The following is a 21,512-nucleotide window of genomic DNA, read 5'->3' on the forward strand; positions in this document are numbered from 1 at the left end:
TTGTATGATTGTATCGCTGTTCATCAGACATTTCAAAATTTTCAGAGGAGATAACTTTATTCCACTTTCCACCGGCAGTGGCTTTTCAAGCATAATAGGCGGCAATGGGGTTGGAAAAAGTACCATACTTGAGGCGCTGGACATTGCCTTTGATAAAAGGTACTCCCAGGACTGGCCCATTAATAACGAAGCAAAAGCCGAAGGCTTTGATGACGTAAACTTCCCCTACATAGCACCGGTCGTTGCCATCCGAAAAGATTCACTCAGAAGAGAAACGAAAGAAGAATCAGCGCTTTATAAAAAAGCAAAAAAGCTTTCAGACTTTTTATGGAATGCAGAGGATGAGGAAGAGGAAGGCTCTTTTGGCGCGTTTAACCAGTTTAAGCAAGAACTTAAAAACAGATTCGATCAGGAGGAGTACTTCCTCATTCTCATTGGAAAGAAGTACAACAAGAATGAAATTTACTTTGGTCCCCTCCACCATAGTCTGGACTTCATAGGTGGTAAGGCAGATAAGGATTACAAAGAAGAAGCCTTACAGGACTATTTCGATGATTTCTACGACTACATAATCAGCCACTATTCGTACATCTATATACCGGTCGAAACGGACGTCAATACCTATACAAAGCTGGAAACCCAGGACATGCAGAAACTGATGGACCGGAACATCCAGAATGTTATTGTAAACGCCATTAAACCCAGCACTTTAAAACAGATTAATAACGACCTGGATGAATTCATTCAGGACATTGAGAGTGTACTGGAAACGTACGAGTACAAAGGACACTATAAGAACAGCCTGACCATGCCGGACCTGGTCTCGAAGATAATCGAGGCGTACTTTTCCATAAAAGTACTCAACAAGATTACCGATGGAGGCAGCGGAAGGATACCCGTAAACGAGTTGAGTTCCGGCGAAAAGAGGAAAGCGTTGATTGATATTGCCTATTCATTTCTGGTAAAAAATACGGACCGGGACTCCAACCTGATCCTGGCTATTGATGAACCCGAAGCCTCACTGCACATATCCAATGCCTTTGAACAGTTTGAGAAATTGATCGGGATTAGCAAGCAAAACCACCAGATCATTATAACGACGCACTGGTACGGGTACCTACCCATTGTAACCCACGGCAGCGCGACTTCAATCAAAGAAGAACCGGATGGAAGGCTAACTACCAGTTTCTTTGATCTGTATAACTACCGGGAAGCGATTACCAATGCACGAGCCAGGGTAAAGGGTCCACTTCCGGTTGACTACAATATCAAAAGCTACAATGATCTGGTCCAGTCCATTGTATTCACTTTGCTTCGGGATGACCCCTACCACTGGATTGTTTGCGAGGGGATCTCTGAAAAGATTTACTTTGAATACTACTTCCGGGACGAAATCAAAACCAAAAACCTCAGGATACTGCCCGTGGGTGGGTACCGGGAAGTCAAGAAGATTTATGACTACCTGAAATTTCCCATTCAGGACCCGGACTACGCCATCAAGGGCAAAGTGTACTGCCTGATTGATACTGATCAGGAGCGGGTAGAAGTTGAGTATGCAAAGAATAAAAAACTTTTCTTCGAGCGGCTACTAAACGTAGAAGGTTCGGGTACTGAATTAGTTGACATCAATAGTAATCAGACCAGTCCGCCCACCGAAATTGAAGACTGTCTGGATGCGGCTATCTTTTACCAGACCCTGGCTGAATTCACAACCGAAGACGAAACCCTGGCCACTATACTAGGCGAATACCCCCTATTGGACACTGCCCTGAACTCATTTGACTTCCTGGACCTGCGCCGCACCGACCGCCAGGCTATCAAGGACTTCTTTGACGCCAACGCCGGCTCCAACAAGGTACACTTTGCCAAGAAATACGTGGAGATAGCTGAGCGGCCCTTTTTTTCAGCCAAACAGGAACCGGGCTGGATTACGGATATAAAAAACAAGCTTTACGGGGAGGCGGAGCAGAAATAACTACCGGAAGTATACACAGTGCTACCTTAGATTTGGCAGCAAAGACTTTGATTCCATCAAAAACAACTGACCAATAAAACAATAAAGAGCCGTCCCGATGGGGCGGTTCTTTATTTATTCACCCCGGGGTTCTACCAGTACTACCTCTTCCTTATCTACAATAACGGCCCCTTCGGCCAGTCCTTTGGGCTTGCGGATAAACTTTTTGGGCGTCACTATAACCGGACAGAGGCTGTCGGTGCGTCGCTTCGAGTACCAGGCCGCCAGCTGAGCGGCCCGCTCGATAACCGGCGCCGGAAACTTCTTACCAGCCTGGTACTTAATCACCACGTGCGAGCCGGAAACATCCCGCGCGTGCAGCCACAGATCCTCTTTGTAGGCGTACTGCCGCGTGAGCAGGTCATTGTTTTTGGCGTTGCGCCCCACCAGTATGGTATAGCCCTGGTACTCGACTTTTTTAAAAAGCTCACCCTGCAAGGGCGCATTGGTAGTTTGCTTGAGTCCGTGTTTTTTAATGTAGGAGCGTAGCTCACGCAGTTGCTCAATCCCTTCCAGCGCTTCCAGGTGCGTCCGTAGCTGCTGCATTTCCTGCTCGCGGGCTTCGGAACTCTCCTGTAGCTTGGCAATTTCAATCTTTTCGTTTCGGGCTTTGCGGTAGTATAGCTCCGCGTTTTTCTGCGGCGAAATGTCTTTTTTGAGTTTAATCCAAATGGGCTGGTCGCGGTAGAAGTCGTGCAGCTCCACCCGCTCGGCGCGCTCGGGTATCTGGTGCAGGTTCGCCATCAGAATATGCCCCATCTCTTCGTTTTTGCCGCCTTCTTCCCGTTCTATGAGTTTCTGGAAATTGTTTTCGAGGTAGCGCTCCGTTTGCTGAATCCGTTTGCGAAGCAGGCGTACAATCTCCCCTTTCTCGTGCTCTACGTTGCTCAGGCGCACGTGGGCGTAGTAGTAGCGGTTCAGCGCCTCCAGCGGGTCCTCGTAAGTACCCTTTATTTCTCCCAGAGGCAACAACGACAGCAGGGGCGCGTGGTCAAGTATAGTCAGGTAGAAGTTAGCGGGGTTCTCTAACTGGTTCACTACCGTCTGAATGGTAGCCCAGCGCTGAGCTGGCTCCGTCACTACGCTCAGCTGCTCTTTCAGGTAGTTGTTTATCTCCTTGCCAAAGGTGGGGTACAGGGGCTCGTGGCGGCAGTCATGCATCAGGTACGCTTCAAAGGACTGTTCGAGTGGTCGGGTGAGCTGACTGAGTTGTAGTTGCTGGTCGGCTACGAGTTTGTTATTAAACAAGTCAATGGCTTGCCCGCTGGCATCAAAGTGGATAATATTGGAACGATTGCCAAAGAGCTTAAAGACCAACGTATCGCCTCCTTCCAGTTCCATCCCCAGCGCCCGCTCGTTCAAATACGACTTTACGCCAAGTACCTGTTGATCGTACAACATCGTAAACAAATCCACGCTATTGCGACGGGCGCGGTCAAACTGGTCGGGGAAACTCAGGCAGGCAAAGTCCGGACGCAGGCTAGCCTTAATAAAGAAAGGTTTGTAGAAGTTAAGCTTGCCGCGGGCTTCGGCAAACACCAGAATAATCTCGTCTTTTTCCTGACTGAACGCCTCCATTAATCGCTTGCCCTGAATCTCGGAATGGAGCCGGGGAGCGAGTTGTCGTAAAAAGTAGAAGTTCTGATGCACAAATGTAGGTACCTGGTTTCCGGGACAAAGGTAGCTTTTTTGATTCGTGCTTTAGGCTATAGGCTTTATGCTGTAAGCAAAAGAGGCGCAGCTAGCTGCGCCTCCCAATTACCTTCCCTACAGGTACTTTATAGCTCCGCTAACTTCCCTGCCGGATCATCCGTTGTACGGCTTCCTCAATAACATACTCCAGTTTTTCCATTTTTCTGGGAAGTACTCCTTCCGCAACTGATTTCAGGACAACCGTTTCGTTATCGGCATCCACCAGTTCCAGCGACAGGGTACCCATGTCGTAGCGTCCTACTTCCTTCTCTTCAATCTGCCATCTCCAGCGGTACTGTCCTACGTAACGCGGCGCACCGTCGTTGGCGAAGTTGGTCTGGCGGGTCTGAACTTTTTCCTGTACATCCAGGCCTATGTTTACTTTCAGCGCCGGATTGGTACTTTGCTTCATGCCTTTGCTTTCCAGATTACGGGCAATGGCATCCTTCATCATGTTTACACTGTTTTTAAGGCGCACCCGGCCCGGAAGGGGCAGGCTGTCACCATCCACGTTGATCTCTCCAAAACCAAAAGTTGGATACTCGGCTACGTTTAGCTCCTGCGCTTTAATGGTATCCACCACCCGCACCCTGGGGCTACACGATACCGCCAAAAACAGGCAAACTACGGCTATACTATATGTCCTTAATCTTCTCATCTTCTGCACACTATTAGTAGTAAAAATGGTACTTCTTTATAACGAAATAACACATTTTTCAAGCATATAGTGCCCCGTAAACTCTTGCACCGGAGCCTTCCGGCCGTTCTTTAAGGATGATTTAAACTTCCAGCGTAAGCCCGTCAAAGCCCAGCCGGATATGCGGAGGAAGTTCAGCTTCGACGGCTTCGTGAAGACCCATTTTGTGACTTAGGTGAGTAAGGTAAGCGGTAGGTACTTCAAGCCGGTTGATGAGGGCAATGGCCTGGGAAAGGGTAAAGTGGGAAATATGGGGTTCCCGTTGCAGCGCGTCCATCACCAGCACTTTGGTCCCCTTAACTTTTTCGAGTTCCTGCTCGGAGATGAAGTTGGTGTCGGTAATATAGGTAAAGTCTCCCACCCGAAAACCGTAGACCGGCAGCCGGCCGTGCATGACTTCAATGGGAGTGAAGGTAACGCCCGCTACGTCAAAGGGTTGGTTGGCAATGGGGATGAGCTGTAAGTGCGGAACGCCGGGGTAACGGTCTTCTTCAAAAGCATAGAAGAATTCCCGCTGTATCTGGTCAAGTACTTCCACCCGGCCGTAAAGGGGCATGTCTTTCCGCTGGCGAAAGTTAAAAGCCCGCACATCGTCGAGCCCGGCGACGTGGTCTTTGTGCTGGTGGGTAAAAATAACGGCATCCAGTTGCCTGACCCTGGCCCGAAGCATCTGCTGCCGAAAGTCCGGACCGGTATCAATAACGAAAGACTTTCCCTGTACTTCCAGCCAGACCGAAACCCTGAGCCGTTTGTCGCGGTAATCCAATGAACGACAAACGGCACAGTCGCAGGCGATAACCGGTACCCCCTGCGACGTACCGGTTCCAAGGAAAGTAACCCTCATGCAGTTTACTTTTCGGTAAGGTGCGCTACTACTTCTACCAGACGGTCAAAGTTGAGCGGCTTCATCAGGGCATCGTTAAAGCCCGCATCCTTGAAGTCTCCGTCGGTGTAGTTTTTGGCATTGCCGGTAATAGCCACAATGGGAGTCTGGGCTTTTTGGGGATTACCCAGCGACCGGATGGCCCGGGCGCACTCCATGCCATCCATGATCGGCATGTTTATATCAAGAAGGATAATATCGAAGTCTTCTTTTTCAAGCAGCTGAAGTACCTGCTCCCCATTTTTAACGGCGGTAATTTCGTAATTCTGGAATTCGAGTATCTTCCGGGCTAAATTTTGAATCACCGAGCTGTCTTCGGCAATCAATACACGTTTAGTATAAGACATGTTGAATTTTCAGTTTTAATGGTTCAATTGTCATGGTGAATTTAGGGATATTTCGCCTAAGTAAACAAGTACCCTCCGGTATTCTGGCAAAATTCATCTATTTTTTTACAAAAGATAGTTTTTCGCGTAATGGTCCAGTAGTACCTGGCGGGTACGCATCCGCTGATGATTAAGTACTTTAAGTAGTTGTAAATAAATAGCTTATTATCCCCATTTTTAAACTCCGCCAAGGTACCTGACAGCGAGTCTACCTGAATATGGGGTAAAGCCAGTACCTTTGGCTACCAAACCTGATTTTTACAACTATGCTGCGATACCTGTTTCTGTTGCTGCTGGCAGCGGGACCTTTGCTGGCCCAGGACTACGAGGAAGAAATAGCCATTCACCGGGATGAATACAGGGAAGAATTTCTGACCAGTCCCAGGTCTCCCCTGAAAAAAGAAGACCTCGAAGGGCTGCGCTTCTACGAACCAACCCTGGCTTACCGGCTTGAGGCCCGGTTTGTACCTACCCCAAAAAGTCAGCCTTTTGAAATGCCCACTTATAATGGTGAAAAGAAAGCCTATGTCAAGTACGGTGAACTGCACTTCAGCCTGAACGGAAAGCCCCAGAAACTGGCCGTGTATAAGTCGGCACTGCCGCAGCTGCCCCAGTACCGCGACTACCTTTTTGTACCTTTCAAAGACCCCACCAACGGCACCACTACCTACGGCGGCGGCCGCTACCTGGACCTTCGGACAAATGATGTCAAAGACAAGCGTCTGCTGCTGGACTTTAACAAAGCCTATAACCCCTACTGCGCCTACAGCGACGGGTACAGTTGCCCGATTCCCCCGGCCGAAAACCACCTGAAGGTAGCCATTGAGGCCGGCGAAAAAACCTACGCCAAGCAGCGCTAAGTACCTTCAGGTCAGCCAGTCATTCAGTTTTTTTTCGTAGCAGGCCAGAAAAGCATCATAGGCCTTCTTAAGTTCGGGCAGGGCTTCGGACAAGGTACTTGTGTCGTTTGTTTTCAACCGGCCTTCGGCCTCGCGGGCTATTTCGGCTACCTGCATGACCCCTACCGTACCGGCGCTTCCTTTCAGGGTGTGCAGGTGACTTTTTACGGTGGCAATATCATCGCGGTCGAAGGCAATGATGGCTTCGTTGACCAGTTCGGTCGACTCGTTTACGAAGTCTTCGTAAACCGATAGTACCAGGTCGGCCCCTCCGATGCTTTTCAGCTGCTCCACCAGGGCACGGTCCAATATGGGTAGTACTATTTCCTGGGCTATGGCCTGTTGCTTCTGCCCCAGCTCGCGATTTTTCTTGCCGCCCACAATTTCTCTTACTTTATTTATTAGCTGCTGGGCCCGGATGGGTTTGGGAATATAGTCGTCCATGCCCTGGCTCAGGAACCGGTCGCGGTCCTCTTTCATGGAGTAGGCAGTCATGGCAATGACGGGAGGAAGTCTTTTGCCAAACTTTTTCCGGAGTTCGCGGGTTGTTTCGACCCCGTCCATATCCGGCATTTGAATATCCATAAATAAGACATCAAAGTAGCCATCGGGTAATTCAAAAACCTCCTCAACCTTTTTGATGGCCACAAAACCATCTTCGGCCGTAATGACTTCACAGCCGGCTTTTTTCAGAATTTCGCTGGCTACCTTGCGGTTCACCAGGTTATCATCTACCAGCAAAATACGGGGATGATAGTCGGAAAAAGCATTGTCAATGGGTACCTCGAGGTCATTTGCATCCTGGCTGGCCGGTGAAATACTGGTTTCCCGGGCTTCAAACGTAAACCAGAACATACTTCCCGCTCCCGTATGGGATTCTACCCCAATGTCACCGTTCATGAGCTGACACAGCTGCCGCGAAATAGCCAGTCCCAGACCAGTTCCCCCGAAGGTTTTGCGGGAAGAGTTGTCAACCTGGGTGAAGGAGGTAAACAGCATCTTCTGGTCTTCTTCTGATATACCAATGCCCGAATCGTATACCTCTACTTTAAATTTATGCAGTTTCTTTTTGCTCCCTGCCAGCGATACTTCAATGCGAACAGCACCATTCTCCGTAAACTTAAGGGCGTTGGAAGTCAGATTGGATAGAATCTGAAGCAGGCGCGTCTGGTCGGCCAGAATATAGGTCGGTAGCTCAGAGGCCAGCTTATAGGTCAGGGTATTGCCTTTGTTGCGGGCGGTTTGTCCAAAGAGAGCCACCAGTTTTTCCAGCAACTCCGTCAGTGATAGGGGTGCCTCGTGCAGCACCATTTTGCCGGCTTCAATTTTGGACAAATCCAGAATATCGTTCAGGATATGCAGCAGGGTTTCGCTGGAACGCTTGATGGTATGTACATAGTCGCGCTGCTCGTCGTTGAGTCGGGTACTTACCAGCAGGTCTATCATGCCAATAACCCCGTTCATGGGCGTACGTATTTCGTGGCTCATATTGGCCAGGAAGCCTTCTTTTACCTTCAGGGAATGCTCAGCCTGTTCCTTGGCTTTCCGGAGTTCCTGCTCGTTGTGCTTGAGCTCGGTAATATCGCGGGCCAGGGCGGCTACTTCCAGCGGTTTGCCGTTTTCGTCGGCAAAAAGCAGCATATTGAACATAAACTGCCGCTCGGTACCATCCTTGATCCGCAGGGGGGCTTCGAAGTTGCGAAGACTTTTATCGCGACGCAGCCGGATGAGGGCCGCGTGTATCAGTTGCCGGTCAAAGAAGAACTCGGAAATATTGCGACCCAGTACCTCCTGCGGGGTATAGCCGGTCCGCTTGAAAACCGACGGGCTGATCATGGTTATGCAGCCCTGGCGGTCCACACGGCAATAAATGTCCTGTAGGTTTTCGAATATTCCCCGGAAAACTTCTTCGCTTTGGCGTAGGTCAATTTCGGCCTGCTTCCGGCGCGTAATGTCCCGGGCAATGCCCGAAACTTCCTCAATTAGGCCTCCGGTGTACAAAATAGGATTCAGATAAAACTCCAGCCACATATCTCCCCCACCGCGTTTATCAATTTTCAGCTCAAAGTACTGAGGCTCGCCCCGGAACGTCTGTCGGTAGCGGTTTTCGAGTACCCGGCGATTTTCGGCCCCCATCATGCGCCAGCCCAGCTTTTCGGTACTTACATTCAGCGAAGGCGGCATATTGAGCTGCGCCTTAATCAGGTCGGCGTAGTTGCGGTTGAATGAAGTAAGCTGTAAACTTTTATTGACCGACCAAATCAGGTGGGAACTACTGTCAAAGATGGCGTTGAGCCGGGCGGCGTATTTGGCCAGCTCTTCTTCGCTTTGTTTCCGGGCTATGGCCAGCGCCACCTGCCCCGAAATAAACTCCAGCAGTTCCAGGTCGCGGGCGTCAAAGGTGTTGGGGTTGTCGTAGGACTTTACCCCGATGATTCCGGTTACCCGGTCGCCAATGCGCAGGGGTACGCACAGCAGTACCTTGGGCGTAACGCCATACAGATACAGGCTGTTGGTAGTAGCCAGCTTTTCGATATCCTCTTCGTACAGGAACAGCGGGCGGTTGGAGGCAATGGCGAACTCGGTCAGGCCGTTGCCCAGGCGGCGCTTGGTAAAGCGCAGGTTTCCCTGAAAGTATTCGTCTATGTAGTACGGGAAGTACAGGTAGCTTTTGTTCTGGTCATAAAGGGCAATAAAGAAATTCTTAACGTCAATGATCTTGCCTAATTCCTGGTGAATATTGTGGTATAGATCGTCCAGATTCTGGGTACTGATGGTCCAGTTGGCGATGCTATAGTACAGGCTCTGCGCTTTTTCGGCCCGTATTTTCTCAGAAAAATCGTGCAGGATACAACGAAACGCGGTGGGCTTGCCGTGGTCGTAGCGGCAGTTAACGCTACCGGTCAGGAATATTTTGCGGCCTTCCTTGCTGATAAAAACCGTTTCAAAGTCGGGCATGGGTTTGCCTTCCTGAATTTCCCGGAGTTGTTTCAGCGTCACTTCCCGGAACTGCGGATGCAGAATATCCGAAATGGTCATGGCGGCGATTTCTTCCAGACCGTACCCAAGTACCTCCCGCCAGGCGCGGTTCACAAATATGAACTTGCCGTCGAGGGTAATCAGCTGAATCAGGTCACTGGTATTATCCACCAGGTCCTGAAGCTGGGAGTTGGACTTGGACAGGGCCGACTCCATGCGGCGGCGGCGGGTGATGTCCTCCCCTACCAGCGTTATAGAACTAAGCTTCCCGTTTTCTTCCTGCATGAGTACCGAGTTGATGGACAAGGTCCGCAGGGTACCGTTCTGAGCCAAAAGTGGTAATTCCCGCCGTTCTATCTTGGCCCCCCCGTACATTCCATCTTCCAGCGTATCGCGTACCTCATCCTGGTCTTCTTCCGGAATAAGTTTATCAAACAGGCTGTACCCCACCAGGTCTGACTCCTGCCAGTTGGTCTTTTTCAGGGTATAGGGACTCACCGACTTAATCACCAGGTCGGGGCTGAGGGTAATTCCTATCAGCTTAAGGTGCTCAAGGGTACTATGTATCGATTGCCAGTCGGTATATGATTTTATTGTTTCCATGGTTGTCACTGCTGGGCTAACCTAAAACCGGTTATATTCTTTATTCAATAAATCTACGAAATTAGGCGTAATTTTAGGCCTTGTTCCTGCATTATCAAAACTTGTAACTTTTGAAAGTACGTGCCAAAAAACATCTGGGCCAGCATTTTCTCCGCGATCTGAACATTGCGGAGCGAATCGTGGAAAGCCTGACCAGACACCAACAGTACAACCAGGTACTAGAGATAGGCCCCGGTATGGGGGTACTTACCCAGTACCTGCTGACTAAGGAGTACTTGACTACCTACGTCATAGAAATTGATATTGAGTCCATTAACTACTTAAAGACCCACTACCCCTCCCTGCAGGACCGCATCATCGATGGCGACTTTCTGCGCTGGAATCCGGGTACTTTATTTAAGGAGCCTTTTGGCATTATTGGCAATTTCCCGTACAATATTTCCTCCCAGATTTTTTTCAGGGTCCTGGACCAGCGCGATCAGGTACTTGAGGTAGTGTGCATGCTGCAGAAGGAAGTAGCCCGTCGCATTGCTTCGCCTCCCGGCAGCAAAGAGTACGGTATTCTGAGCGTACTGCTACAGGCTTACTACGATATTGAGTATTTGTTTAGTGTGCCACCGGGTGCATTTGATCCGCCCCCTAAGGTACAATCGGGAATAATACGGCTTACCCGCAACAAAACCGCGAAATTGGACTGCGATGAGAAATTGTTTTTCAGACTGGTAAAAACGGCTTTTAACCAGCGGCGCAAAACCCTGCGGAACGCGTTAAAGCCGCTGGGTACCGTGCCCGACCATGCCTTACTCGATAAACGCGCCGAGCAATTGGCCGTAGCGGACTTTATAGTACTAACCCGGCTTTTGGCCCAGGTACCGATTGATACTATTGACCTTCCGGAAAATGATTTGTGAGAATCAAGGTAATTGAAGTACCATGAATTTTGAATTAAAAAAAGAGTATGTAGATCACATTCAGGAGCTGATTGAGAAGCAGGACGCCCCAACGCTCCGGGCTGAAATGGAGGAATTATATCCGGCCGACGTTACCAGTCTGCTGGATGAACTCGACACCGAACCCGCCCGGTACCTCCTTAATCTGCTCGATACCAAGGTAGGGGCCGAGATCCTGGCCGGGATTGACCCCCACGACCGCCGCGACTTTCTTAAAAGCTTTACCTCCGATGAAATTGCCCGCTATGTAAACATCTTTGATTCCGATGATGCCGTGGATTTGCTCAATGAGCAGCCAATACGCATACGGGAAGAGGTAATAGCGCTGCTGGAAGACCGCGAACAGGCCCGGTTTATCCTGGATCTGCTGCACTACGATGAAGACGTGGCCGGGGGTCTGATGCAGAAGGAATTGGTAAAGGCCAATGTAAACTGGACGGTAAACCAGTGTATTGAAGAGTTGCGGAAGCAGGCCGAAGATGTAGAGAAAGTATATTCAGTATACGTAGTCGACGACAACGACCGGCTTTTGGGGGTACTTTCCCTAAAACGCATTGTACTGGCCCAAAAATATACCCTCATCGAAAGCCTCTACGACAAGGACATCATTTTTGTGGAAACCTACCGCCCCGCCGAGGAAGTAGCCGAGCTAATGCGCCGCTACGATATGGATTCCCTGCCCGTGGTGAATGTACAGGGTAGGTTGCTGGGGCGTATTACCATTGATGACGTTGTGGACGTAATTACCGAACAAGCCAGTTCGGATACGCTGGCCATGGCGGGTATTACCGGAGAAGTAGAGGAAGACGATACCGTATGGCGACAAACCCGTGCGCGCCTGCCGTGGTTGCTGGTGGGGATGATGGGGGGAATACTGGCGGCCAAGTTTATCAGTTTTTTTGAGGGTGATCTGGTCATAGTGCCGGCTATGGCGGCGTTTATTCCTATTATTGGCTCTACGGGGGGGAACGTGGGTATTCAAACCTCCTCCATTATATTGCAAAGTCTGGCGGATAAGTCGGGCCTGGATACGGGCGTCTGGCAGCGTCTGGTCCGGATGTTTGGCGTAGCTCTTATCAACGGCCTCATCATCAGCATCATCGTATTTGGCTTCAACCTTTTAATTGGTAATGAGGTACAGCTGGCGATGGTGGTTTCTTCGGCACTGGTGTCGGTAGTCTTTCTGGCTTCTTTTATGGGTACAGTTACTCCCATTTTGCTGGATAAGCTGGGCATCAATCCGGCCGTCGCCTCCGGTCCTTTTATTACCACGGCGAATGATTTGATTGGTTACGGGGTATACTTCGGCCTCGCGCACCTGCTGCTGGATCTCTAGCTGTAAGCTATTAGGCGTTAGTTATTAGCTTATAAATTTCCGCTGGCACTTGAAGGATACCTCGCAAGCCAAACATTAGGGAAACGCACTAATATTTCAGCAATAGCTACCTAACGCCTAAAAGCTAATTCCTAACACCTGACAACTCATGATTGCAGTACTACAACGGGTTACTGAAGCCTCTGTCACCATTGATGGAACCATACACGGGCAAATCGGGCTGGGTTTTCTGGTACTCGTAGGAATAACGCATACCGATACCACTGAGGACGTGGAATGGCTGGGGCGGAAGATAGTGGGGATGCGGGTTTTTTCGGATGCTGACGGCCACCGTGGCAGCGGAAAAATGAATCTGGACCTAAAGACCGTAGGGGGTACTATCCTGCTGATTAGCCAGTTTACGCTACACGCCAGTACCAAAAAAGGCAACCGCCCGTCCTTTATCGAAGCGGCCCGACCCGAAGTAGCTATCCCGCTGTACGAACAAATGATCACTTTTCTCAATCAGGAACTAGGTACTCCCATCCAGACCGGCGCCTTCGGGGCCGATATGAAAGTAAACCTCCTGAACGACGGCCCGGTCACGATCCTAATTGATTCAAAAAATAGAATTTAGAGGAAAAAGGAGGAAAGCAGAAAAGCGGGAAGGGAGGAAAGGAGGGAATACTCTTTTTTGTCGAAAATAAATTCACTAATTCACCATTCACTCATTCACCAGTAAACACCATGACTATTGAAGAAGCCCAGCAGGAGGTAGATAGCTGGATAAAAACCTACGGGGTAAGGTACTTCTCGGAATTGACCAACATGGCCATCCTGACCGAAGAAGTAGGTGAACTGGCCCGGATCATGGCACGCACCTACGGCGACCAGTCTTTCAAAAAATCAGATCTGGAAAAAGACCTGCCCGACGAAATGGCGGATGTACTGTGGGTACTTATTTGTCTGGCCAACCAGACGGGCGTAAACCTGACCGAAGCTTTACAAAAGAATATCGAAAAAAAGACCCTACGGGATAAAGACCGCCACAAGCAGAACCCCAAGTTGTAACCTACTAACGCGAAATCACCACCGGAGATTCTTCCACACCAGCTTCGGCTTACCCCTTATAAGCCGTACTTGTCCAGGAGGTACAGCATGGCAGCCATGGAAGCAGCCCCCATTTCCAACTCTCTGCGGCTGATGGCATCAAAGGTATCGGAGGCGGCGTGGTGGTAGTCAAAGTACCGTTGGGAGTCAGGGATCAACCCCAGCAGTACCGTGCCCTGTTGCGCCAGCGGCCCAATGTCCGCCCCTCCCCCGCCGGGGCCAATTTCGTGCAGACCGTAGGGGGCTAGCAGCGGTTGCCAGGCAATAATCTTTGCCCTTTTGGCAGCATCTCCAACTACTCCAAATCCGCGCGGTACAAACCCGCCCCTATCTGACTCAATCGCTGCCAGGTGCTTTTCTTTCTTCGATCGGGCTGTGTCGGCATAGGCCATTCCGCCCTTTAAGCCGTTTTCCTCGTTCATGAACATAACTGCCCGAAGGGTACGCCGGGGCTGGTACCCCAGTGCCTTTAAGAGCCGAATTGCCTCAATGGCCTGAACACAGCCCGCCCCGTCGTCGTGCGCGCCTTGACCCAAATCCCAGGAGTCCAGGTGGCCCCCTACGACCAGTATTTCTTCCGGGTTCTGAGTACCTTTCAATTCACCGATTACGTTATGGGAAGGCGCATCGGGAAGCGTTTCGGGGTTTTGCTGAAAGAAAAACTCAAGCTCAGGATTGGTCTTCAGCATCCTGCTCAGTAATTCAGCGCCATTGGTACTTATACCCGCCGCTGGTATCAGCGGAACGCCGGTACCATAGCGCATGGCTCCGGTATGCGGGAAGTCATCCAGCCGGGTAGTCATGGAACGAACTATGGCCCCAACCGCGCCCAGTTGGGCTGCTTCGGTAGCTCCATTGCCCCGCTGATCCACCGCGCCACTGTACGCCTCAAAGGTGTTGAGCTTAGTGGGGTCCATGGGGCGGTTAAAGAAAACTATTTTGCCCTGTACCTTACTACGTCCCAGTTCACGGAGTTCCTGAAAATTCTTTACTTCCACCACCCGGGCTTTAATTCCGGTCTTTGGAGTAGCTACCGAACCACCAAGGGCAGCAATCGGGACTTCTGTTTTTTGGTTGCCAATTTGTATGTAGGCTTTTTCCCGGGTACCGCGTACCCAGTGGGGTACCATTACATTCTGCAGGAATACCCGGTCAAAGTCCTCCTGTTCCATTAGCTGTCTGGTATAATTTACGGCTTTGGCGGCTCCTTCTGACCCGCTAAGCCGCGGACCAATGCGGGTAGTGAGGTGCCGCAGCCACTCGTAAGACTTGCCGCGGCTCAGGGCTTCGTCAAACAGCCGACGAATAAATACGGAATCTGACGGGGGCGTACTTTGCGCCAGTACCTTGGTACCTGCCACCGTAAGGAGCAGAACAGAGAGGAGGAAGAGTCGTTGCATGGGAGCAAAAAAGTTACTTTTTTCCAAAAATAAAAATCCCGCGCGTTTCTGCGCGGGACCTGGTCCATTATCTGATTTTCTTACAAGCATTCATATTCAAAACCATATACCTGCGTGGAAGCCTGCCCCGACTGGGAAAAGAGGGAAACGCTGGCCTGGCTGGGAAGGTCCTTTTCGGTATACTCATAGGTAACTACCCCGGTTTGGGAAACGCCACCCGCAGGTCCGTAAAACTTAAAGCTACCCGGGTTCTGGCTACTGGCCCCTCCTCCCGAAATAAGGTTTACCATCCTGACCGCATCGCTGAACAAGTACAGGTTTTGCCGACCGTCGTAGTTCTCGTACTCGGCTACCAGTACTTCGGCAGGCACTGCGGGTACTTTAATGTACCACCGGGTCAGGTTGCCGTTTTCATCGTACTCGTAGCGCCAGTAGGTGGCATCCCAGGCAAATTTCGTCACGCGTTTCCGGTCATCATATTCCAGATTGTTGGTCTGTACCAGTTGTGGCCCCGAATTTAACAGCCGCGACTGGGTCAGACTATTCACCTTGCCCTCTTCATCATAGATGGGCTCATACTGGAAGTTTTGAAAAGGGGCCGCCAGACCCGTTTCTCTGAAAAGGATTACCTTTCCGTCCTGATTGTATTCAAAGGTATAGCGCTTTTCGGGCGAGGCGGAGTTGTCGGTTTTATACTGCACCATTCGATACAACCGATTCTGCTCATCATACTCGTAGGAACGGTAGGGGTTGCCGTTGAGGGTTTCGGCTTTAATGAGACAACCCGTTGGATTCTTTTCAGGTTCGTTCTTTTTACAGCCAGCCAGCAGGGCCATAACCAGAAAAAACAGGTAGATCAGCGGTGTTTTCATAGATGTGTCTTTCATACTAGTGCGGTGCAAAAATGATACCTAAATTACTACAAATAATTTTCATTATCCTGCGTCCCAGGCAGTTCTTGCCGCCACCAACAAAAAAGCCCGTGGATAAGTCCACGGGCCACTGTATTATATAGAGTACTTTTTAAAGTTCCAGTAGCAGACGAGCCGGGTCTTCCAGCAGTTGCTTTACCCGTACCAGGAAGCTTACCGAATCACGACCGTCAATGGTACGGTGGTCATAGGACAGCGCTACGTACATGATTGGGCGAATGACGATTTCACCATTAACTACCACGGGACGCTCGACAATATTGTGCATACCCAGAATGGCTGACTGGGGCGCGTTGATAATCGGCGTAGACAGCATGGAACCAAAAATTCCTCCGTTGGTAATGGTAAAGGTACCACCCGACATTTCGTCGATACCAAGTTTGCCATCCCGCGCGCGGGTAGCCAGCCGGATGATTTCTTTCTCAATGGCCGCAAATGACATTTTTTCGGCGCTACGGATGACGGGTACCACCAGGCCGCGTGGAGTCGACACCGCGATAGAAACATCACAGTGGTCGTTGTAAACAATATCGTCGCCGTCGATGTAGGCATTAACTACCGGGAAGTCCTGAAGGGCAACACAAATCGCTTTGGTAAAGAAGGACATAAAGCCCAGACCTACTTCGTGCTTTTCCTTGAATTTATCTTTGAACTTGGACCGCAAATCCATAATGGGCTTCATATCCACTTCGTTGAAAGTGGTGAGCATGGCGGTTTCATTCTTTACCGACACCAGACGACGGGCAATAGTACGGCGCAGGGATGACATTTTCTCCCGACGTTGTCCATGGTCACCCGTGGGGGCTGGCGCAGCGGCCTGGGCAGGAGCAGCAGGAGTTGGTTTTGGCGCTTCTGCTTTGGCGGGCTCGGTTGCTGGTTTTGAGCCACCCTTTTCCGCTTTCAGGGCATCTTCCTTCGTTACTTTTCCGCCAGTACCCGTTCCGGTTACCTCTTTGGGATCGATGCCTTTTTCGGCCAGTATCTTGGCCGCTACCGGCGACACATGACCCGCCGAAAACTCCCGGTCGTCTTCCTGGGCGGCGGGAGCTGACGCTGACTGCGTGGGTGCCGGTGCGGTGGCCGCACTACCCTGGCCCGCTTCGATGCGGCAGATGGTCGCCCCAATGGCCAGCGTTTCGCCTTCGCCCGCTACAATACGCAGGGTACCGGCCGCCTCGGAAGGGAGTTCAAAGGTAGCTTTGTCCGATTCCAGTTCACACAGGATCTCATCCATTGCTACCTGGTCACCGTCTTTCTTTATCCAACTGGCAATAGTTACTTCGGTAATGGATTCACCCACGGTAGGTACCTTCATTTCGACCACGTTGCCCGAAGCCTTAGGCGCTTCGGCCTGAGGCGCATTAGCCTGGGGCGCACTAGCCTGGGGCGCATTAGCCTGGGGAGCGGGAGTCACTTCCTTTTCCTGAACGGGGGCCGGTGAGGCGCTTCCATTTCCGGCTGAAGTACCTGAACCTGACTTATCAATGGTGGCAATCAGGTCACCAATAGAGAGGGTATCACCTTCCTTAGCCTTAATATGAAGTACTCCTTCGGCTTCGGCGGTTAGCTCAAAGGTAGCCTTGTCAGAATCCAGTCCGCAGATTACTTCGTCCATCTTCACCTGGTCACCTTCGTTCTTAAACCAGGTTCCAATGGTAACTTCGGTGATGGATTCACCTACGGGCGGTACTTTTATTTCTATTTCAGCCATTTTTTCAACTTTCTTATGAAAATAACGTGGTCAATTTACATTGGTTTGAATACTATTCAAAAGCCCGGCGGATGATCTCGGCCTGCTCCTGCGCGTGTATCTTGGCAAAGCCCGTAGAAGGTGACGCACTCGGACGGCGGGCAATAACTTCCAGGGGTTGTTCGGGGTACATACGCAGCAAAAAGGTCCAGCCTCCCATGTTGAAGGGTTCTTCCTGTACCCAGTATACTTTGGCCTTTTTATACTGTCCGATCAGCTCATTGAGTTGATTCTTGGGGAAAGGATGCAGTTGCTCCACCCGAATTATAGCTACATCGTCCCGCTTGTCGGCCTGCTGTTTTTCGAATAACTCGTAGTAAAGCTTTCCGGTACACAGCAGTACTTTCTTCACCTTTTTGGGATCAGCGAACGTATCACCAATAGTTTCCTGGAAGCGACCACTGGTCAGCTCATCCAGGGATGATACGCACAGCGGGTGCCGCAGCATTGACTTGGGCGACATAACTACCAGGGGCTTCCGGAACGGGAAGCTTAGCTGACGACGCAGCAAGTGGAAGAAGTTAGCCGGTGTCGTAATATTGGAAACAATAATATTATTGTTGGCTGACAACTGCAGGAACCGCTCAGGGCGGGCATTGGAGTGCTCGGGGCCCTGACCTTCGTAACCGTGCGGCAGCAACATCACCAGTCCGTTCCAACGGTCCCACTTGGTTTCGCTGGTAGTAATAAACTGGTCAATCATGACCTGCGCGCCGTTGGCAAAATCACCAAACTGGGCTTCCCAGATCACCAGGGCGTTGGGATTAGCCATGGAATAACCAAACTCAAAGCCAAGTACACCGTATTCGGAAAGCAATGAGTTGTAAATCATAAACCGGCCCTGCTCATCCTGGATATGGTTCAGGTTGGTATAGGCTTCGTTGGTTTTGGCATCGCGCAGCACCGCGTGGCGGTGGGAGAAAGTACCCCGCTGCACATCCTGTCCGCTAAGGCGGACAATTTTACCTTCGGCCACAATAGAACCGTAAGCCAGGAGCTCAGCCGTAGCCCAGTTAACCTTTTTGGTATCAAAGATCATTTGCTTCCGATCTTTGAGCAGCTTATCTATCTGCTTGAGCGTACTAAACCCTTCCGGTACTTGTGCCAGGGCCTGACCTACTTTTTCAAGTACTTCGACACTTACCCCCGTTTCCGGTGATTTTTCAAAATCCTCGGGGGTAGAATATTTCAGGTTTCTCCACTCCTGCTCCAGTTTAGGCATAGCATAAGGCAGGGCTTTCTGCTTCACCATGTCGAGACGTTCCTGCAGGAGGGCCTTAAACTCTTTATCCATGTTGGCAGCTAGCTCGGCGTCCACATCTCCGCGTTCTACCAGTACTTTCTGGTATATCTCGCGCGGGTTCTGGTGGTTTTCGATGTAGCTATACAGTACGGGCTGGGTAAACTTGGGTTCATCCGATTCGTTGTGTCCGTGGCGACGGTAGCACACCATATCAATGAATATGTCCTTGTTGAACTTCTGCCGGTACTCTACCGCCAAACGCATACAGTAAACTACCGCTTCGGGGTCGTCGCCGTTAACGTGCAACACCGGGGCGTCCACAATCTTGGCTACATCGGTACTATAAATACTCGAGCGGGCATCTTCAAAGTCGGTAGTAAAGCCTACCTGGTTATTGATAACAAAGTGGATGGTACCTCCGGTATAGTAGCCTTCCAGATTGGACATCTGGGTTACTTCGTACACAATACCCTGACCGGCAACGGCGGCATCACCGTGAATTAGTACGGGTAGTACACAGTCGTAGTCGCTGTTGTACATGCCGTCGGCGCGGGCCCGCATGGCTCCTTCCACTACCGGATTTACGGCTTCGAGGTGCGAAGGGTTGGGGGCCAGCTTGAGGTACATCTGGTGTCCCGAGGGGGTCTCGATCTGACTTGAAAAACCCATGTGGTACTTCACGTCGCCGTCGCCCCACACCTGATCGGGCAGGTTTCCTTCAAATTCATTGAAGATCTGCTCGTAGGTTTTACGCATGATATTGGCCAGCACGTTCAGGCGACCCCGGTGGGCCATCCCGATCATAACTTCCACTACGCCCATTTCGCCCGCCTTGTTAATCATAGCGTCCAGCGCCGGAATGGTTGTTTCACCCCCTTCGAGGGAAAAACGTTTCTGTCCCAGAAACTTGGTGTGCAGGAAGTTTTCGAATACAACTGCCTCGTTGAGTTTGGAGAGAATATGCTTTTTCTCATCTGTTGAAAAAGTCATATTCAGCGCCTCCTGCTCAATCTTTTCCCGCAACCAGTTTTTCTGGTCAGGATCCCGGATGTAGAGGTACTCAAAACCGATGTTGCCCGTGTATATTTTTTTCAGGGCATCCACGATTTCCCGTAGCCTGGCCGGACGACCGAACACTTCCGTTCCCGCTTCAAAGACCTGATCCAGGTCAGCTTCGGTCAGGTTGAAATCGGCCAGGTCCAGACGGGGTTTACGGTCGCGTCGCTGGCGAATCGGGTTGGTGGTAGCCAGCAGGTGCCCGCGTGAGCGGTAGCCCCTGATCAGGTGTACAACCTCCATCTCCTTCCGGATCCGGTCCGCGTCCGTCCGTCCGGGGTCCATCCGTCCCGGGTCCATTTTACCGGTAGCCGGCACCTCTTTGGTAGCCACCCCATTGGCGTGGCCGTTTCCATTGAGCGGATATTTTTGTGAAAACTCAAAGCCTTCAAAAAATTTACGCCATCCCTCTTCCACCGAGGATGGGTCTTGCTTGTAGGAATTGTACAATTCCTCTATGTAAGCACCGTCAGAATTAGCTATATATGAATATTTATCCATCACAAATGTGATTTTTCTTTTGCGGGGCAAAGTTACGAGATGTTATCTAAACAAAACACAAAAAAAACTCCTTTTTACTGGATACTTTACCAATCATCCTTCGGCCACAAGCCCTATTTAGTTCAGATGAAAGCCCGATGGATTGGGCACGAACTTGAGCATTAACTCATGCATGCCAACCGGGCCGGTACTGGTCACGTTAGCGCCTGCTTCAATGGCTCTTGAATTAAAAATGTAACCAACCCTTACATTAGTTGAAACCTGGACTTCGCCAGAAAGTTGTAAATAATTTCGAACGGCAGTCCGGAAGGAAGCTCCCAGTCCAATGCGTTCATTATACCAGGCGCGGGCGCCCACATCGACGCGCAGGCTGGTACCGGCTTCCTGCACCACCAGTACCTGAGGAACCAGTTTCAGGTCTTCGGCCAGGTCAAACTGCCCCCCGGCCAGTACATACAGCGGTCGCCGGTAAATACCGTACGAAGCCCGGCTGCCGTACCCCTGGGCCAGTAGTTCGGGTTTGGAAACACCCGCGTAAAACCGATCAGTCCGGAGCCAGATACCCGCGCCAAAACTGCCCAGCGCGCGGCTGAGGGAAGTATTGGAGGTAAAATCGTAGACCGGCAGTACATTTACGCCCCCCTGTATTCCCAAGGAAATCTTTACCGGACCGGTACTTGCCACGTGGTAAGCTACCGACCCGTAGGCACCCGTAGTGGCGTATACGCTCATACGGTCGTTCAGAGCCTGCAAGCCTAAACCTACCTTACCATTGGCTACCGTACCGTCCGTAGCGAAGGTTTGGGTAATGGGGGCGTTGGGCAGGAAAAACCACCGGCGACGGAGAATCGCCGTCATGTTAAAATCTTCCCGCACGCCGGTAAAAGCCGGATTTATGGCCATCGGGTTTTGCTGGTACTGCTCGTAAAGTACCTCCCGCTGACCAAACGACCAGCTAACCGACCCTACTACCAGCAGAAGTACCCAACCTGCCTTCCTTACAGCCAACACTGCTACTTTTTTCATGTAAAACTAAATTTGCTTCAAGTGTAGTCATCCTTTTGGTACAAAACAAAAAAGGCAGAAGAAAACCTCTTCTGCC

General features: G+C 50.7%; 16 protein-coding genes. 6 read left to right on the top strand and 10 right to left on the bottom strand.

Annotated elements, in window-relative coordinates; all coding sequences use genetic code 11:
- Positions 1-4 precede the first annotated feature (4 nt).
- Complete coding sequence (locus VGN67_RS19720) at positions 5-1,975, top strand: AAA family ATPase (RefSeq protein WP_327488614.1); 1,971 nt, start codon at positions 5-7, stop codon at positions 1,973-1,975.
- A 114-nt stretch (positions 1,976-2,089) separates the two neighbouring features.
- On the opposite strand, the gene VGN67_RS19725 is transcribed toward VGN67_RS19720, so the two are convergent.
- The 4 genes from VGN67_RS19725 to VGN67_RS19740 form a co-directional block, all read right to left on the bottom strand.
- Positions 2,090-3,664, bottom strand: coding sequence for an NFACT RNA binding domain-containing protein (locus VGN67_RS19725; protein WP_327488615.1), 1,575 nt, complete (start codon positions 3,662-3,664; stop codon positions 2,090-2,092).
- Between the two features lie 139 nt (positions 3,665-3,803).
- Positions 3,804-4,364: a DUF4136 domain-containing protein gene (locus VGN67_RS19730; RefSeq protein WP_327488616.1), complete on the bottom strand. Its 561-nt coding sequence runs from the start codon at positions 4,362-4,364 to the stop codon at positions 3,804-3,806.
- A gap of 121 nt (positions 4,365-4,485) precedes the next feature.
- On the bottom strand, positions 4,486-5,247 hold the full coding sequence (locus tag VGN67_RS19735) for an MBL fold metallo-hydrolase (RefSeq protein WP_327488617.1): 762 nt from the start codon (positions 5,245-5,247) through the stop codon (positions 4,486-4,488).
- Positions 5,248-5,252: 5 nt separating this feature from the next.
- Entirely contained in the window at positions 5,253-5,633 is a 381-nt protein-coding gene (locus tag VGN67_RS19740) for a response regulator (RefSeq protein WP_327488618.1), read from the bottom strand.
- Between the two features lie 305 nt (positions 5,634-5,938).
- Here VGN67_RS19740 and VGN67_RS19745 point away from each other — a divergent pair, with 305 nt between their 5' ends.
- Entirely contained in the window at positions 5,939-6,532 is a 594-nt protein-coding gene (locus VGN67_RS19745) for a DUF1684 domain-containing protein (protein ID WP_327488619.1), read from the top strand.
- Between the two features lie 6 nt (positions 6,533-6,538).
- Here VGN67_RS19745 and VGN67_RS19750 read toward each other — a convergent pair whose 3' ends face one another.
- Positions 6,539-10,153: a PAS domain S-box protein gene (locus tag VGN67_RS19750; protein WP_327488620.1), complete on the bottom strand. Its 3,615-nt coding sequence runs from the start codon at positions 10,151-10,153 to the stop codon at positions 6,539-6,541.
- Positions 10,154-10,263: 110 nt separating this feature from the next.
- Between VGN67_RS19750 and rsmA the strand changes: the two genes are divergently transcribed.
- From rsmA to VGN67_RS19770, 4 genes are all read left to right on the top strand, one after another.
- On the top strand, positions 10,264-11,064 hold the full coding sequence (gene rsmA, locus VGN67_RS19755) for a 16S rRNA (adenine(1518)-N(6)/adenine(1519)-N(6))-dimethyltransferase RsmA (protein ID WP_327488621.1): 801 nt from the start codon (positions 10,264-10,266) through the stop codon (positions 11,062-11,064).
- Positions 11,065-11,086: 22 nt separating this feature from the next.
- Complete coding sequence (gene mgtE / locus VGN67_RS19760; protein WP_327488622.1) at positions 11,087-12,439, top strand: magnesium transporter; 1,353 nt, start codon at positions 11,087-11,089, stop codon at positions 12,437-12,439.
- Positions 12,440-12,587: 148 nt separating this feature from the next.
- Positions 12,588-13,055: a D-aminoacyl-tRNA deacylase gene (gene dtd, locus VGN67_RS19765; protein WP_327488623.1), complete on the top strand. Its 468-nt coding sequence runs from the start codon at positions 12,588-12,590 to the stop codon at positions 13,053-13,055.
- A 110-nt stretch (positions 13,056-13,165) separates the two neighbouring features.
- Positions 13,166-13,489, top strand: coding sequence for a nucleotide pyrophosphohydrolase (locus VGN67_RS19770; RefSeq protein WP_327488624.1), 324 nt, complete (start codon positions 13,166-13,168; stop codon positions 13,487-13,489).
- 56 nt (positions 13,490-13,545) lie between these two features.
- Here the strand turns inward: VGN67_RS19770 and VGN67_RS19775 are convergent, their stop codons facing one another.
- The 5 genes from VGN67_RS19775 to VGN67_RS19795 form a co-directional block, all read right to left on the bottom strand.
- Positions 13,546-14,928, bottom strand: a complete 1,383-nt coding sequence (locus VGN67_RS19775) for a M20/M25/M40 family metallo-hydrolase (RefSeq protein ID WP_327488625.1) — start codon at positions 14,926-14,928, stop codon at positions 13,546-13,548.
- 80 nt (positions 14,929-15,008) lie between these two features.
- A complete protein-coding gene (locus tag VGN67_RS19780) occupies positions 15,009-15,815 on the bottom strand; it encodes a hypothetical protein (RefSeq protein WP_327488626.1) in 807 nt (268 codons plus the stop codon).
- A 136-nt stretch (positions 15,816-15,951) separates the two neighbouring features.
- Positions 15,952-17,571 (bottom strand): 2-oxoglutarate dehydrogenase complex dihydrolipoyllysine-residue succinyltransferase, encoded by a 1,620-nt coding sequence (odhB, locus tag VGN67_RS19785; protein ID WP_327488627.1) that lies wholly within the window; start codon positions 17,569-17,571, stop codon positions 15,952-15,954.
- 52 nt (positions 17,572-17,623) lie between these two features.
- On the bottom strand, positions 17,624-20,410 hold the full coding sequence (locus VGN67_RS19790) for a 2-oxoglutarate dehydrogenase E1 component (RefSeq protein WP_327488628.1): 2,787 nt from the start codon (positions 20,408-20,410) through the stop codon (positions 17,624-17,626).
- Positions 20,411-20,527: 117 nt separating this feature from the next.
- On the bottom strand, positions 20,528-21,436 hold the full coding sequence (locus VGN67_RS19795) for a type IX secretion system membrane protein PorP/SprF (protein ID WP_327488629.1): 909 nt from the start codon (positions 21,434-21,436) through the stop codon (positions 20,528-20,530).
- Positions 21,437-21,512 lie beyond the last annotated feature (76 nt).

It is taken from the genome of Telluribacter sp. (assembly GCF_035998675.1).
Classification (GTDB): domain Bacteria; phylum Bacteroidota; class Bacteroidia; order Cytophagales; family Spirosomataceae; genus Telluribacter.

Excerpts from the sequence above, each read along its gene's own strand:
- odhB (WP_327488627.1), bottom strand. The coding sequence starts at position 17,571 with ATGGCTGAAATAGAAATAAAAGTACCGCCCGTAGGTGAATCCATCACC.
- VGN67_RS19780 (WP_327488626.1), bottom strand. The coding sequence starts at position 15,815 with ATGAAAGACACATCTATGAAAACACCGCTGATCTACCTGTTTTTTCTG.
- VGN67_RS19795 (WP_327488629.1), bottom strand. The coding sequence starts at position 21,436 with ATGAAAAAAGTAGCAGTGTTGGCTGTAAGGAAGGCAGGTTGGGTACTT.
- VGN67_RS19735 (WP_327488617.1), bottom strand. The coding sequence starts at position 5,247 with ATGAGGGTTACTTTCCTTGGAACCGGTACGTCGCAGGGGGTACCGGTT.
- mgtE (WP_327488622.1), top strand. The coding sequence starts at position 11,087 with ATGAATTTTGAATTAAAAAAAGAGTATGTAGATCACATTCAGGAGCTG.
- VGN67_RS19770 (WP_327488624.1), top strand. The coding sequence starts at position 13,166 with ATGACTATTGAAGAAGCCCAGCAGGAGGTAGATAGCTGGATAAAAACC.
- VGN67_RS19720 (WP_327488614.1), top strand. The coding sequence starts at position 5 with ATGATTGTATCGCTGTTCATCAGACATTTCAAAATTTTCAGAGGAGAT.
- VGN67_RS19730 (WP_327488616.1), bottom strand. The coding sequence starts at position 4,364 with ATGAGAAGATTAAGGACATATAGTATAGCCGTAGTTTGCCTGTTTTTG.
- VGN67_RS19775 (WP_327488625.1), bottom strand. The coding sequence starts at position 14,928 with ATGCAACGACTCTTCCTCCTCTCTGTTCTGCTCCTTACGGTGGCAGGT.
- VGN67_RS19740 (WP_327488618.1), bottom strand. The coding sequence starts at position 5,633 with ATGTCTTATACTAAACGTGTATTGATTGCCGAAGACAGCTCGGTGATT.
- dtd (WP_327488623.1), top strand. The coding sequence starts at position 12,588 with ATGATTGCAGTACTACAACGGGTTACTGAAGCCTCTGTCACCATTGAT.
- VGN67_RS19750 (WP_327488620.1), bottom strand. The coding sequence starts at position 10,153 with ATGGAAACAATAAAATCATATACCGACTGGCAATCGATACATAGTACC.
- VGN67_RS19745 (WP_327488619.1), top strand. The coding sequence starts at position 5,939 with ATGCTGCGATACCTGTTTCTGTTGCTGCTGGCAGCGGGACCTTTGCTG.
- VGN67_RS19790 (WP_327488628.1), bottom strand. The coding sequence starts at position 20,410 with ATGGATAAATATTCATATATAGCTAATTCTGACGGTGCTTACATAGAG.